Genomic DNA, 13746 nt, shown 5'->3' with positions numbered 1-13746 from the left:
ACTGTAGAAGCAGATATCCATCAGGGCCAGAGGGATCCCTCAATAACAGGCCGGATATATGGGTGCAATGAACTCTTCTCAAAATCGTTATCGAATGTCTTGCAAACCGGATGGGTCCATATATGCCAAAGAGCGGCCATGGGGCGGACGGTCGTCTCGCTAATCACCATGACTCACCCTTTTAGCATCCGTGTAGCTTGCAGGTTTTAAAGAAACACACAGCATGCTTTGGGACAAAAGCGAGCTAGATTCCAAGCTCTAATTCATGAGTTTCAGATTAAAATTTGTAATGAACTCATTGAAATCATTAATTGCCACCGAGCCAAACATCAACAAGTACGTATAAGGCACTAACCTGTGTGGCCAAACAAAATCGAAAATCTGGTAAAAAGACGGAAGATACAATCGTGAATTCCATCCTAACGCAACCACCCTCATGATAAAAGTTACCCAGCCCTCCAATGAAAACTGATCTCTTTGGGCTAAGCAACTCAAGAATCGTCTGAGGTTTAGAAAGGTTTAGATAACCCGATTTTAGTCTTATATTAATCAGCCAAACTTACCTATTAAGATTGGCATCATGAATGCAAATACGGCTAATGTAGTACCTATAATCAACAGTATTCGACATGAGGAAGCAATTTTATTTAAATCTCCATCATTTAGTTGATGATATTCCTCTTTTAATAAGAACATAATTACTTTATTTGAATTACTAAGGCTATTGTTGTAAATATAGCCAACTTTACCTAACGCTTCCCACTTTTCAGGATATTTACTTTCCAATAGTAACGACATTTTTTTAAAGGAAATAAAATACCAAACAGTAATAGGAAAAAGGCATATAATACAAACTGTCCAAAGATATTGCATTGTAGTAGATCCGACCACCCATTTTAAATCAACAACATAATGCACTTTCAGTTTGCCTACAACTTGTAAAAGTTAACATTGTGAAAAAAGAACCATCAGCAGTCGCAAGGACAGCATCAGGGCAATAAATTGCGCTAATCCCTTTAAAAAAGGGTGTATTTCAGACGAGGTATATTGTCCCTTAGTGTTTTGGAGAGGTTCGGCAATGATTGCTGTCGAAGTAATATACATTGTTGTCAGTTGCACTAAAAATGCTGGCAGCTTGCCGCAAAGTGCCGTCGTCGCTTTTCGAGATGTTCGCAGTAATCGCTCAATTCTTGCAGAGTCCCCCTAAGTAATAGAGGCTCATTGACATTACATTCCTGCACGCTTTTCACAGGTATTGAAGTTCTGTGGAGAGCAAAATGTCACCGGTGTATAAATTATTTCTTGATACTTTTGTTTGGTGACAATTTTATATAAGGTCAAAATGGCCTGTCTGCCCATTTCATAGGGATTTTGACCGACATTGATATGCGCAAGATTATCCTTCAACATCGTTAATTGCTCTGGAGAGGTATCAGTAATAATAACGACGACCTCCTTGTTGCTAATTTTTCCTTGGTATGGGGCAATCATCTCACGGTAAAGCGCTGCATCATTTTGAGCCCAACCACCAACAGCAATAAATGAGTCTGCTTTCACTGGCTTGCCTTTCATAACAGACTCCATTTGTTTAACCGCTTGACTAAGTTGGTCAAAATTAAACAAAGGTTCTCTCACTTCTGTCCAGCCCTGCTCGTTATTAAGTAATTTCCCTGGAGGAATATCGTATTTTTTTCCCGACAACGCAGAGCGAACTCCCATCAGTCTTAAATTCAAATTGGGAGAATCAGGGCGCCCAGATTGCATGATAAGCGTCCCTCCATTAGGCCGTAATTTTTTTAATTGTTCACCTAATGATTTACCCAATTCGAAATTGTCTGTACCGATATAGGCTGAGCGAAAATTCTTGGGGTCTTGGTTGATGGAAGCATCAAAATCTGAATCATAGGTGACAATTGGAATACCGGCTTCTTTAGCTCTTTTTAAGCTATTTTCGAAAAGATACTTAGATTGCGTAACCGCGACAGCAATCCCATCGATACCTTCATCAATCAGTTGGTTTATGACCTCGTCTTGCAATCTAACACTGCTTGATTCTGGCCCTCGATATACACATTCCACACCTTTTATTTCAGCGGCGGCATCTATACAGCCCGTTTTACTTTGATCAAAAAAAACACTATAAAATTTCGGCACAACAGCAAATTTTAGATCTTTTCCATAGCCAGAGGATACGGGTAATAAACTGAAGGTAATAAACAACATAAGTAATCTTGTCACACGTCCTCCCAACAAATGAAACCGTCACTAAAGCTTCATAACAAAATGTAGCAAAGGAATAGCGTTAGCGACATGAGAGACAATGTTGTTATCAAGTATCATTGATCTACATCATGCATTCACAATGCTATTGTGCACAGCTAACGGCCAAAAAAAGATTAAAAGCACATATAAACAATAAAATAGAAACACATCACATTAGATTAGACCGCGAATAGATTACTTATTTTGACCACTAAATATTCTCACTTAATCCTAGGGCGTGTTGCGGCCCTAGGCGTTTGCAGTGGCTGAACCAACCGTCAGTTTCAAAAATATTTTGAAACTGATAGCCGTTTTGATCACATTGTTTTTTACCTAAACCTGCTTAAAATGCTGAGGTTGATTTTGTATTCCTAGATGATTTGGAGCCGTTACATGAGTGATTTAAGTTTTCTCGCTAAAAAGCGTTACACCACTAAGGCCTTTGATCCAACCAAGACAATTCCTGCCGACAAGATTGCCGACATCAAGACCTTATTACAGTTCAGCCCATCATCAACCAACTCACAGCCTTGGCACTTTGTGCTTGCCGGTACGGCAGAAGGCAAAGCGTTAATCGCCCAAGCGACTGAGAACTACGCCTTTAATACCCAAAAAATTCTCAATGCTTCCCATGTGGTAGTACTGTGTACCCGTACTCAACTCGATGAAGCCCATTTACTGCAAGTGCTAGAGCAAGAGGCGAAAGATGGCCGTTTTGCCAATGAAGAAGCCAAACAAGGCCAACATAATGGTCGCTCTTTCTTTGCCAATATGCATAAATTTGAGCTAAAAGACGCCCAGCATTGGATGGAAAAACAAGTCTATTTAGCACTCGGCACCCTAATGTTAGGTGCCAGTGTGCTCGATATTGATGCTTGCCCGATCGAAGGTTTCGATGCGACTAAACTTAATCAAGTCTTAGGCTTACGAGAAAAAGGTCTGTGCGCTTCTGTGATTGTAGCCCTTGGTTATCGCTCTGAAGAAGACTTTAATGCTAAATTACCTAAGTCACGTTTAGCACAAGAAGTTATCTTTACTGAAATCTAAATCCTGACGCCTAAGCTAACCGTAAGTACCCTTGTTTTGCATAAGTGAACAAGGGTACTTTCGACCTCGTCCCATCACTCATCGTAAAAAAATTAACACCATTCCCGCCAGCAAAGTCTAAGCGACCTTGAGGCAAATTGCTCTAAAATCCATCTTTGCCTACACTTTGCACTGTGGCATAGTGTACATCTAGCACGCTGTAATTAGCGGCAAATTTAAGGTAAAAGCCTTAAAAATCTTATAGATAGATGTACACTCAGTTTAATCGCCACACTCGCTTGATAACAACTTAGGATGGGACTGTCAGTATGCTACTCGCAAAACCTTCACTCAGTGCAGAAGCTCAATCGGCAAGGCTTTCGACCACTAAGGGGGATAATCCGTTAATCTGGCCAGTGCTATCGGTGTTACAAGCTTCCAATCAAAGTTGGAAAATCCATCACCTCGCCACCGAATTACAGAGCAGAGGGCTTATCCATCCTTTAGATGAAAACCCGGGTAATGATTTATTTAAGCGTAACTTTCTACTGATGAATGCCCTGTTCGAACTGCAAGAAATGCTTCTTCCTAAGCAATGGTTACAAGTTAAAGCAATGGAAATCCAGATTTTCCGCCTCGTGCCATCAAATGTTAACTTATTGATAATGGAAGAGACTTCCCTGCGAGAATATTATCTTGACTGGAATAACTACGACACCAGCGAAAACGTGGTGAGGGAATTATTAGAGGCTTTCTGGAGCAGTTATAAGAGCTACATTGGCCTCAATGTAAATTTAATGCACAAAGGACATGCCCTAAGAGTTTTTGAGTTAGATGAAAGTGCAACCCCTAGAGATATCCGCAAACAATGGCGTCGTTTAGCCCTCAAATGGCATCCTGATAGACCCGAGGGTGATGCTGCCCGCTTTCGCGAAGTCTGCGAGGCTTGGCAATCCCTGCGGGATATTGCTTAGCGAATGTTGATATATCTGTGATCCCCTTTGCAGTCTTGCAAATTTCTAGGTCTAAACTCCCACGGGATCACAGATTTAGTTCAATATCGGCGCACTAATTCAGCGATAATTAAGCATTTCAAACTAACCTAAAACCATCTTCACGCTGGTATAACACAAGCGTAATTTCAAGATTGAATCAGCTTATCCATTAGCATTAGGCACAACGCATAGCACTTAATGTACTGGATTCAATCTAACCGACTTTGAGGGTTCTATGATCAAACCAATCGCCTTGGCTGTCGCCTTAATCGTTGCACCATTCAGCAGTTTGGCCGCAAACTTTGTGGAAGGCACTCACTACACTCAAATTTCTGATAAAGCGCCGAGTAGTGAGCCTAAACTTACCGAGTTTTTCTCCTTCTATTGCCATAATTGCTTCAATATGGAAACCAATTATCTGCCTGATATCAAAGCTAACTTAAACAAGGGCATTGCATTTGATACTAAGCATGTCGACTTTATGAATAGTGCTTTAGGGACTGAAGTCATGCGTTCGCTGGCCGTCATCCAAGAGCTGGATAATAAAGACGCTCTAACCCATGCCATGTTCGCCGCGATCCAAGGAGAAGAAGGCGCTAATGGTCACGACCACAGCGCCCCTGGACATAAGCACGAATCGCAAATCAATAGCCGTGACGACATAAAACAAGTCTTTGCTAAGTTCGGTATAGACGCGGCGAAGTACGACAAACTTGCCGACAGTAAAAGCACAGATGAAAAGCTAGCCCTTTGGCGTGCCCAGCAAAACCAATTCCGCGTTGAAAGCGTGCCAGCCTTTATTGTTAATGACAAATATGCAGTTAACTTAAGCAGCATCAGAACCTTAGACGAACTGATTGGCTTAATTAACTATCTTGCCGTTGAAAAAGATGCACAGGCACCTAAAAGTTCTGGTGGTAGCCTAAACTGGTTATTCTTAGCCTTTGCCGCTGCCGTCGCTCTTGGCCGTCAAAAGCGTTTAAGGTAACAATATAAGCTTCTGTTTTTTGCGAATGGATGCTTTAGCGGACTGACAAGTCTCAATCAAAAATGAATCGATACTAGTCAGTCCCTTCAGTAAGTTAGAGCAAGATAAACTCACTCAGGTTGGACCTAACGCTCAGCAGTAGCAGAAATTATTGCCTAATAAATTCAATAATATGCGTTGCAGCCAATATGATATGCAGTACTAAAAAGCCAATAAAAGCATCGGCACAAATTTGATGATAACCACGCCAAGTCATTGCCAGTGGTGTTCCTTGGTAAATAAACCATACAACGCCAGTTAATCCTGTCGCGACCAGCAGTATCATGCCAATCCCTTCGATACAACTAAACAAGCCTTTGCCACCGGCTACGGGGAGCTTGCCTTTAAAAAGGCCTTTAATATCCTGCACCAATTGTTCCCAATCGCCCACCAGCCAGGCAAAATACTGGTGCCATTTGCCTTGGAGGCTATTACGTAACAAAAATAAAACCCCTAACGCAGCACACACCAATCCTAGGTAAACATGCAGATAATCCCAAATGCTAGCATTAGCACGCAGGCTTCGACCGATAAAAATCCACGGACTGGTGCAGATGAGTAGACTTGCGGACAACACCAGCCAAACATGCAAACGCGCCAACAAAAAATCGAATATCAAGGTTAATTTGTTCGACATATAGGTTTATCCTCGATAATCAACGTTAGCCTCAACCGCTCGCTTAGGCTTGGTGGATTTGTAATCCAAACTCATGCACTTTTTGCCAGTCAGTGTATTCAACATTAGTAACAGGATCCGTGGGCCCCTTAGTTAACCACATGATAAAACGTATGATATTCCTATCAAATGCATTATATCCCTGATAATTCAAATTACCGCCAAACACTTGCAACAACTGAGGACGCCAAGTCGTTTTAGTTAAAAACGCCTGCATATAGGGATTGGTCTCAGGGGTATTTTTTTCAGGTTTACGGGCAACTAAACTCACAGAGAAAAATCCACCGACTTTTTGTGTCAGGATTTGCTGATGTTTCTGAATAAATTCATACAGCGCAGGATTATGTTTTCCGTGACGAATACTAGCGCCAATGATGATCTTATCGAAGGACTCCATCGCGGGGACGGCTTTTATATCAGCAATCACCACCGAATTACCTAACTCTTTGAGTTGCTGGGCTAACTGATTCGTGATCTTACGAGTTTGACCATGAACACTGGAGAAGATGATCAGAATTTTTTTCACTTAAGCCTCTATTATCTCAACAAAAATAAGAAAAAGCGGCCAGAAGAAAAACAAGTACGGCGGCCTTATGTTGACCTAAATATACCAATCAATATGATACTCAATGCCTCGCAATCCAGAAGGTAACCACAAGATAAACAATGCGCTTCTATGGATAGCGAGTCCGCTAGCGATATTTAGGTTTTCCACGCAAAAAGCAAACTGCCTATTACGATATTGCATACTAGGTGATTTAGTCATCTATTTACATGAAATAGATCACGGGCTTAGCGCCAAACCATCCCTCGATATTCGGTAATTCTAGCTTGCTCACAAAAATAAAAATCACCACTCTGAGGATCAAAATGTTACAAAATCAGCAATTCCAGCCCTAGTCTAGCAGGCGTGAATAAAAGCAAACCAACTCGGAGACTTAAAGCTAACAATCGACTAAGCTGGACACTTTTGGCAGAGCGGGTATTCTCCCTAATTTGCCATGTAAATTAGCAGACAAGTGATACAGGATTAAGGCATGAAGGATTCGGATATTTTAATGCTTGCAGATGAAGCAGCTCCCGCTGCGGAGGTCTCTGCCCGTAAAAAAGCCCTTTTACTTGGCCGTCAACTCGGTCTCGCCAGTGAGGAAGAATATCGCCCAGCCAATGCCTCGATTGCCGAACGCGCCCAGCATCGGCAACGTAAACTCGCCAGCCAGTATCAGGCAAATGTTGAAACCATTTTCGCCCTCGCCTTAAGTTATACCTCTTCCGACATGACGGGGGTGGATCTCGATCCCGACTGGAGTCATCAATTTTTTCTGATGGCGGAGCAAATCCATAATCGAAAAATGCAGGACCTATGGGCACGTATTCTCTCTAGTGAAATCATCAACCCAGGAAACTTTAGCCTGCGCACCTTAGCGCTACTTAAACAATTAACGCACAGAGAAGCGCAAATCCTCGAAAAAGCCCTAGGCATGGCAGCAAAAGTGAATAATGAGCAGCGCTTAAAACTCATTAGCGGCTATCGGCTCACGGGCGGGATTGGCCAATATTTTCGCAAGCATACCAACATCACCCTAGGTCTCTCGCAATTTGGTCTGCCCTACTCCAGTATTCTCACCCTAGTTGATGCGGGGATACTCCACAGCAGTGAGTTTGAAACGGGTTTACTCAATAGTAAAACCCCCATCCAACTCACTATGCCCGGTATTCAAATGAAACTAACCCCTAAGAGCGGTAATTTGCTCTTTAGTTATTATCGATTAACACCTATTGGCGATGAACTAGCGCAGCTTGTGCTTCCTAAACAGGACCAAGAATACCTTAAAGCCCTTCAAGCCCTATTTGCCAAGGACTTTAAGATTGAATAACAAGCTGTTATAGACTGCTTCTATGCCAGCGCAGTGAGGCGATTTGGGCTAATAACGTCGATTGCGGTTAAATAATCAATCAAAGCCCGAACTTGAGATGCTAAATCCCCTTTGCTGGTATCAATCGTCAACTCAGCGGAGAGCGGGGCCTCATAGGGCGATGAAATCCCAGTAAAATGTGCGATTTCGCCCTTGCGTGCTTTCACGTACAATCCCTTGGGATCACGCGCTTCACACACGCTAAGTGGTGTCGATACATGCACTTCGATAAATTGTCCAGCGGGGAATCTTGCACGTATGCTATCGCGCTCTTCTCGGGTGGGAGAGATAAAAGCTGATAACACCACCAAGCCCGCATCCACCATAAGTTTTGCGACCTCGCCAACACGGCGTAGGTTTTCATCCCTGTCGGCCACGCTAAAACCCAAATCTTTACATAGACCGTGGCGCACATTATCGCCATCGAGCAGATAGGTGTGAAAGCCCGCTTCAAATAATGCACGCTCAAGCGCACCTGCTAGGGTCGACTTACCTGCGCCAGAAAGCCCGGTAAACCAAAGCAATACCGGATTCTGCCCCTTAAGTTTGGCTCTGGCTGCTTGGTCGACACTATGTTGATGCCACACTATATTGCTCATAAAAACTCCTCAAACCTTTAATAAACCAACGACTAAAGGCATCGTTAAAACGGAAAGATGATCGGCACCATAAAAATCACAATCAGCGAATACAGTAGGGATAAGGGCAGCCCTAACCGTACAAAATCACTAAAACGATAGTTACCCGCATTAAACACCATCAAGTTGGTTTGATAACCATAGGGCGAAATAAAGCTAGCGCTAGCCCCAAACACCACAGCCATAATAAAGGGCCTTGGATCGACGCCATAATTCAGCGCCACCGCATAGGCAATAGGAAAAGCCAAGGCCGCGGCGGCGTTATTGGTGACCAGTTCAGTCAACAACAAGGTAACTAAATAAACCCCCACAAACGCCCCAAACACCCCGTAACCATTGATTGCGCCGAGTAAGCCTTGAGCGAGTCCCTCAGCAAGACCTGTGCTCATCATCAGGTTCGCCAACCCCAAAGCGCTGCCCACAATCACGACTAACTCGAGCGGGAAACGGCGCTTAAGTTCAGATAAGGTTACGGCGCCAATGGCAAAGTAGCTGAGCAGCAATAGCACCAATCCTTTTGCCAAGGGTAAAATCTCCGCCAGACTCAGGCCAATCGTCAACACAAATCCGGCTAACACGATACGACTGCGTTTAGTGTCTAAACGCACATTCAAATCGAGTCCGCTGACGGCGGCAAATTCGGTACTCAGCTTAGCATTGGTGCTAAAACCATCCCCCGGCGTCAGCAGTAACACATCGCCCGGTTGCAATACGATATCGCCCAAGCCGCCCTTTAACGGATGATGGCCACGGCGAATCGCCATAACCGCCGCATCAAACTGTTCGCGAAAGCGAGATTCCTTTAAGCTGCTACCCACTAGGCTCGACGAAGGGGCCAATACCGCTTCGACTAGGTTTTGTCCCTTTGCCTGGTGCTTACCAAACCAATCGAGGCCATCGAATTGATGCAACAGCTCCACCGACTCCACCGCGCCACTGAACCGCAGCACATCGTCCGCTTGCAATACTAACTGTGGTGGAACCGGGCAAATACAAATACCGCTTCGCTCAAGCTCCACTAAATAAAGCTTTTTTAGGGCTCTGAGCTTGTTGTCCACCACACTGCGACCGACTAAAGACGAGCCTTTAGCGACATGGGCCTCAAGTAAATAGGGCAGTGCTTCTTCTGTCGTTTCATCGCGTCTGTCGGGCAAGGTATTAGCCAGCATAATCAGTAGCGGAATGCCTAACAGTACAATCAACGCTGCAACATGGGTAAACTCAAAGAAACCCAGCGCAGGTAAGCCCGCATTCTCCACAAACGAATTAACGATAAGGTTAGTGGAGGTACCAATCAGTGTGAGCGTTCCCCCAAGAATCGTCGCATAGTTAAGCGGCAGTAATAACTTAGCGGGCGCATGGGCCTGATTACGGCGCACTACCCCAATCAAAGATGCCACAACCGCAGTGTTATTGGTAAATGATGACAGCAGAGCCGTGGAAAATCCCAACTTTGCCATTGTCATCGCCAACGAGCTATTACCAATCACTTGGCTTAACTTTCCCAGCAATGAAGTCTTTTCCAGCGCTGTCGCCGCAAGCACCAATAACACTAATGTGACTAATCCCGTATTAGTAAAGCTTGTGAGCGCTGCGTCGAGCGTTACCATACCTAGGAGGTAACATATTAAAAAAGCAAATAAAAACAACACCGCAGGGTTTATGCGGCCAGCAATTAAGCCAGCCAACAACCCAAACAACACTATCGCCAATAGCCACAAGTCACTCACAAATTAGGCTCCAAGCTTTGAAATATCAATCGCTTGCCAGTGCGGGAAGTGTTTACGTACGAGCGCATTAAACTCAATTTCAAAGGCACTAAATTGTGAAGACACTTGCTTGCTTACATGTTGGCCTGACACCACCATTACCGCTGCAACTGTTGCATTGGATAAACGGTCAATCAGGATCATGCCGCCAGTATCACGTACCAGAGAATAGGCATCGAAAACGATATCTTCTGTCAGCTCTAAGGTCACGCGAGCGATAGCATTGAGCCCTAGTGTGTCGGCGCTGCTGCGCGCAAGTGTGTTCACATCAACCACATATTCTATGGTCGAGACTGAGGCTTGAGTCTTTTTACCCGCAACCTTGATGTCATATAACTGGCCGAGTTGTAGTGGTTTTTCATCCATCCACACGAGGTCAGCCACGATTTGGTTGGCAACCTGTGGCGCACTTTCTGGCAGAGCCAGTAAATCACCACGGGAAATATCGATTTCATCTTCTAAGGTGAGAGTGACGGCTTGCCCCGCCGTTGCCTCGGCCAAATCACCATCGAAGGTCACGATACGCTCAACCTTGCTGCGTTTACCCGAAGGCAGCGCTACCACTTCATCACCCACCTTGATGACACCAGAGGCTAAAGTACCGGCAAAACCACGAAAATCCAGATTTGGACGCGACACATATTGCACCGGGAAGCGCACGGGTAAGGCACTCAGTTCACGTTGGGTATCAATGGTTTCCAACAATTCCAGTAATGTACCGCCCTGATACCAAGGGGTATGTAAACTTGGCTCGACCACGTTGTCGCCATTGAGTGCTGATAAGGGCACAAAGTGAATATCTAACTCACCAAAGCCTTTAACGAACTCACTGAAATCATTACGGATACGATTGAATACTTGCTCATCGAACCCGAGTAAATCCATCTTATTGACCGCGACCACAAAGTGGCGAATACCCAGCAAAGAGGCAATAAAGGCATGACGCTTGGTTTGGGTCTGCACGCCGTAACGCGCATCGACTAAAATCACCGCTAAGTCACAGGTTGAGGCGCCAGTCGCCATATTACGGGTGTACTGCTCATGGCCTGGGGTGTCTGCGATAATGAACTTACGCTTATCGCTTGAAAAATAACGATAAGCTACATCGATAGTAATGCCCTGCTCACGCTCAGCTTGCAGACCATCCACCAGCAAAGCTAAGTCGATTGCTTCGCCCGTTGTGCCCATCTTAGCGCTATCATTTTTTAAGCTGGCGAGTTGGTCTTCGTAAATCTGCGCACTGTCATGCAATAAACGGCCAATCAAGGTGCTCTTGCCATCGTCTACGCTGCCGCAGGTTAAAAAGCGCAACAAACCTTTATGTTGCTGCTGGGCTAGATATTCTTTTACCCCATGCTGGCTGATTTCTGCCGCCATACGATTAGTTTTATTGACCGCTTTATCCATCTTTATCTCACTCTTATCTTGCTCAACTGTTCGTGAAGTCTGCTGGTACTTGGTTGATCTAAAAGCCTTCATCGGGACATTCACGAAATCGGTTTAATCTGTCTCTGAACCTTCGCTCGAAATGCCTTAGTTTAGAAATAACCTTGGCGTTTCTTCTGCTCCATCGATGCACTCTGGTCCGAGTCAATCAACCGCCCTTGGCGTTCGCTCGAGCGAGTTAGCAGCATTTCTTCGATGATTTTTTCGAGATTGTCCGCCTGCGAATGCATTGCCGCCGTTAATGGATAGCAACCTAAGGTTCTAAAACGCACTATCTCATGCTTGATGGTTTCGCCTTCTTCGAGCTTCATGCGCTCATCGTCGGCCATAATCAACTGACCACCACGCTCAACTACAGGACGCTCAGCCGCAAAATACAGGGGTACTAACTCAATGTTTTCTTGATAGATATATTGCCAAATATCGAGTTCAGTCCAATTCGATAATGGGAAGACACGAATACTTTCGCCCTTGTTCACCGCGCCGTTATAGGTGCGCCACAGTTCGGGGCGCTGATTCTTAGGGTCCCATCTATGGTGGCGATCGCGGAACGAATACACCCGTTCTTTCGCGCGGGATTTTTCCTCATCACGACGGGCGCCACCAAAAGCGGCATCAAAACCATATTGGTTTAATGCTTGTTTTAAGCCTTGGGTTTTCATGATGTCAGTGTGTTTTGCACTGCCATGGTCGAAGGGGTTAATCCCTTGAGCAACGCCTTCTGGGTTAGTATGAGTTAATAATTCAAAGCCAAATTTTTTCGCCTGCGCATCACGAAAGGCGATCATCTCTTTGAATTTCCAGCCCGTATCCACATGCAGCAAGGGGAATGGGATCTTGCCGGGATAAAAAGCTTTACGCGCAAGGTGTAACATCACCGAAGAATCTTTTCCGATGGAATACAACATGACTGGGTTATCGAATTCGGCTGCGACTTCCCGAATGATCTGAATGCTTTCGGCTTCCAGTTGTTGTAAGTGGCTTAATTCACGCCCGGCCATACTCTTCTCCGTTTACCTAAAATGGGCTGCGACAGGCAGCTGGATTTAACTTAACTATTTCTAAAAAATGTTCTGATTTAACTAAATTTTTGCTGCAACTTTGGTCGTATTTAAAGCGTCAAGCGGCAGCAGGCCTTCGCCCTTGGGCTGAAACCAATTTAAGGTTTCGGACAACCCAACCACTTCGCCAATAATCATTAATGCGGGCATTTGCAACTGCGGATCAGCAGCAAGTTGTTCGAGTGAATCTAATTGCCCAATAAAACGTTGCTGCGACTGAGTGGTCGCCTTCGAGACGATGGCCACTGGTGTCTCTGGGCTACGACCTGCGTTGATTAACCCTTGACGGATAATGCCCGCGTTTAAAATCCCCATATATACAACTAAGGTATTGTTGGGATTAGCATAACCCTGCCAATCCATCGGACGGCTTTCGAGCTGACAATGACCAGTGATGAACGTTACCCCTTGGGCGTAATCCCTATGGGTTAATGGAATGCCCGCATATGCCGAAGTGCCGCTGGCGGCGGTAATCCCGGGAACCACTTCAAATTCGACTCCCGCTTCTGCTAAGGTTTGTAACTCTTCACCACCGCGACCAAAAATAAACGGATCGCCGCCCTTGAGGCGTACCACGTTTTTACGGGTATAGGCTTTCGTCACCAGTAACTGATTAATTTCATCTTGCGCAGCACTATGCTTACCAGCACGCTTACCGACGGCAATTTTTTCAGCATCTTTAGGAATCAAATCGAGGATATCTTGGCTGACGAGCGCATCGTATAACACCGCATCGGCAGAATTTAGAATGCGCCACGCTTTAAGGGTTAATAACTCCACATCGCCGGGGCCCGCACCAACCAGCCAGACTTTGCCCTTAGCGCTTTGGCCTGGTAAAGATAAAATTTCCATCACATTCCCCGATATGAGATCAATGTGTAGCAATATAGCGCCAGTTATATTCCATAATAAATATAAAATCATTAATTG

13 protein-coding genes are annotated in these 13746 nt (G+C 44.8%); 4 read left to right on the top strand and 9 right to left on the bottom strand.

Features of this window, described 5'->3' with window-relative positions:
- Nucleotides 1-549: 549 nt before the first annotated feature.
- Together MMG82_RS20430 and MMG82_RS20425 are read right to left on the bottom strand one after the other, a co-directional pair.
- Entirely contained in the window at nucleotides 550-873 is a 324-nt protein-coding gene (locus MMG82_RS20430) for a hypothetical protein (RefSeq protein ID WP_037421672.1), read from the bottom strand.
- A gap of 354 nt (nucleotides 874-1227) precedes the next feature.
- Nucleotides 1228-2238, bottom strand: coding sequence for a sugar-binding protein (locus tag MMG82_RS20425; protein ID WP_241407340.1), 1011 nt, complete (start codon nucleotides 2236-2238; stop codon nucleotides 1228-1230).
- 417 nt (nucleotides 2239-2655) lie between these two features.
- Between MMG82_RS20425 and MMG82_RS20420 the strand changes: the two genes are divergently transcribed.
- From MMG82_RS20420 to MMG82_RS20410, 3 genes are all read left to right on the top strand, one after another.
- Entirely contained in the window at nucleotides 2656-3309 is a 654-nt protein-coding gene (locus MMG82_RS20420; protein WP_047535396.1) for an oxygen-insensitive NAD(P)H-dependent nitroreductase NfsB, read from the top strand.
- Nucleotides 3310-3617: 308 nt separating this feature from the next.
- Complete coding sequence (locus tag MMG82_RS20415; RefSeq protein ID WP_037421664.1) at nucleotides 3618-4262, top strand: DNA-J related domain-containing protein; 645 nt, start codon at nucleotides 3618-3620, stop codon at nucleotides 4260-4262.
- A gap of 256 nt (nucleotides 4263-4518) precedes the next feature.
- Entirely contained in the window at nucleotides 4519-5271 is a 753-nt protein-coding gene (locus MMG82_RS20410; RefSeq protein ID WP_037421661.1) for a thiol:disulfide interchange protein DsbA/DsbL, read from the top strand.
- Between the two features lie 148 nt (nucleotides 5272-5419).
- On the opposite strand, the gene MMG82_RS20405 is transcribed toward MMG82_RS20410, so the two are convergent.
- A complete protein-coding gene (locus MMG82_RS20405) occupies nucleotides 5420-5947 on the bottom strand; it encodes a cytochrome b/b6 domain-containing protein (RefSeq protein WP_047535393.1) in 528 nt (175 codons plus the stop codon).
- Between the two features lie 43 nt (nucleotides 5948-5990).
- On the bottom strand, nucleotides 5991-6512 hold the full coding sequence (gene hemG, locus MMG82_RS20400; RefSeq protein WP_037421655.1) for a menaquinone-dependent protoporphyrinogen IX dehydrogenase: 522 nt from the start codon (nucleotides 6510-6512) through the stop codon (nucleotides 5991-5993).
- Between the two features lie 511 nt (nucleotides 6513-7023).
- On the opposite strand from hemG, the gene MMG82_RS20395 reads away from it, so the two are divergent.
- Nucleotides 7024-7863, top strand: coding sequence for a TIGR03899 family protein (locus MMG82_RS20395; RefSeq protein WP_037426109.1), 840 nt, complete (start codon nucleotides 7024-7026; stop codon nucleotides 7861-7863).
- Nucleotides 7864-7883: 20 nt separating this feature from the next.
- Here MMG82_RS20395 and cysC read toward each other — a convergent pair whose 3' ends face one another.
- The 5 genes from cysC to cobA all read right to left on the bottom strand — a co-directional run bounded on the left by cysC (nucleotide 7884) and on the right by cobA (nucleotide 13668).
- Nucleotides 7884-8501: an adenylyl-sulfate kinase gene (gene cysC / locus MMG82_RS20390; RefSeq protein WP_037421649.1), complete on the bottom strand. Its 618-nt coding sequence runs from the start codon at nucleotides 8499-8501 to the stop codon at nucleotides 7884-7886.
- Between the two features lie 44 nt (nucleotides 8502-8545).
- Nucleotides 8546-10270, bottom strand: a complete 1725-nt coding sequence (locus MMG82_RS20385) for an SLC13 family permease (protein ID WP_241407339.1) — start codon at nucleotides 10268-10270, stop codon at nucleotides 8546-8548.
- A gap of 3 nt (nucleotides 10271-10273) precedes the next feature.
- Entirely contained in the window at nucleotides 10274-11716 is a 1443-nt protein-coding gene (gene cysN, locus MMG82_RS20380; protein WP_037426105.1) for a sulfate adenylyltransferase subunit CysN, read from the bottom strand.
- A gap of 131 nt (nucleotides 11717-11847) precedes the next feature.
- Nucleotides 11848-12756 (bottom strand): sulfate adenylyltransferase subunit CysD, encoded by a 909-nt coding sequence (gene cysD, locus MMG82_RS20375; RefSeq protein WP_037421642.1) that lies wholly within the window; start codon nucleotides 12754-12756, stop codon nucleotides 11848-11850.
- 81 nt (nucleotides 12757-12837) lie between these two features.
- A complete protein-coding gene (cobA, locus tag MMG82_RS20370) occupies nucleotides 12838-13668 on the bottom strand; it encodes a uroporphyrinogen-III C-methyltransferase (RefSeq protein WP_241407341.1) in 831 nt (276 codons plus the stop codon).
- Nucleotides 13669-13746 lie beyond the last annotated feature (78 nt).

Origin of the sequence: Shewanella sp. MM_2022_3 (genome assembly GCF_022557375.1) — a bacterium.
Classification (GTDB): domain Bacteria; phylum Pseudomonadota; class Gammaproteobacteria; order Enterobacterales; family Shewanellaceae; genus Shewanella; species Shewanella xiamenensis.
This window is presented reverse-complemented; position numbering and strand designations above follow the sequence as displayed.

What these genes read in the sequence shown, in the direction of transcription:
- MMG82_RS20395 (WP_037426109.1), top strand. Translation starts at nt 7,024, where the DNA reads ATGAAGGATTCGGATATTTTAATGCTTGCAGATGAAGCAGCTCCCGCT.
- MMG82_RS20405 (WP_047535393.1), bottom strand. Translation starts at nt 5,947, where the DNA reads ATGTCGAACAAATTAACCTTGATATTCGATTTTTTGTTGGCGCGTTTG.
- cobA (WP_241407341.1), bottom strand. Translation starts at nt 13,668, where the DNA reads ATGGAAATTTTATCTTTACCAGGCCAAAGCGCTAAGGGCAAAGTCTGG.
- cysD (WP_037421642.1), bottom strand. Translation starts at nt 12,756, where the DNA reads ATGGCCGGGCGTGAATTAAGCCACTTACAACAACTGGAAGCCGAAAGC.
- cysC (WP_037421649.1), bottom strand. Translation starts at nt 8,501, where the DNA reads ATGAGCAATATAGTGTGGCATCAACATAGTGTCGACCAAGCAGCCAGA.
- MMG82_RS20410 (WP_037421661.1), top strand. Translation starts at nt 4,519, where the DNA reads ATGATCAAACCAATCGCCTTGGCTGTCGCCTTAATCGTTGCACCATTC.
- cysN (WP_037426105.1), bottom strand. Translation starts at nt 11,716, where the DNA reads ATGGATAAAGCGGTCAATAAAACTAATCGTATGGCGGCAGAAATCAGC.
- MMG82_RS20430 (WP_037421672.1), bottom strand. Translation starts at nt 873, where the DNA reads ATGCAATATCTTTGGACAGTTTGTATTATATGCCTTTTTCCTATTACT.
- MMG82_RS20415 (WP_037421664.1), top strand. Translation starts at nt 3,618, where the DNA reads ATGCTACTCGCAAAACCTTCACTCAGTGCAGAAGCTCAATCGGCAAGG.
- MMG82_RS20420 (WP_047535396.1), top strand. Translation starts at nt 2,656, where the DNA reads ATGAGTGATTTAAGTTTTCTCGCTAAAAAGCGTTACACCACTAAGGCC.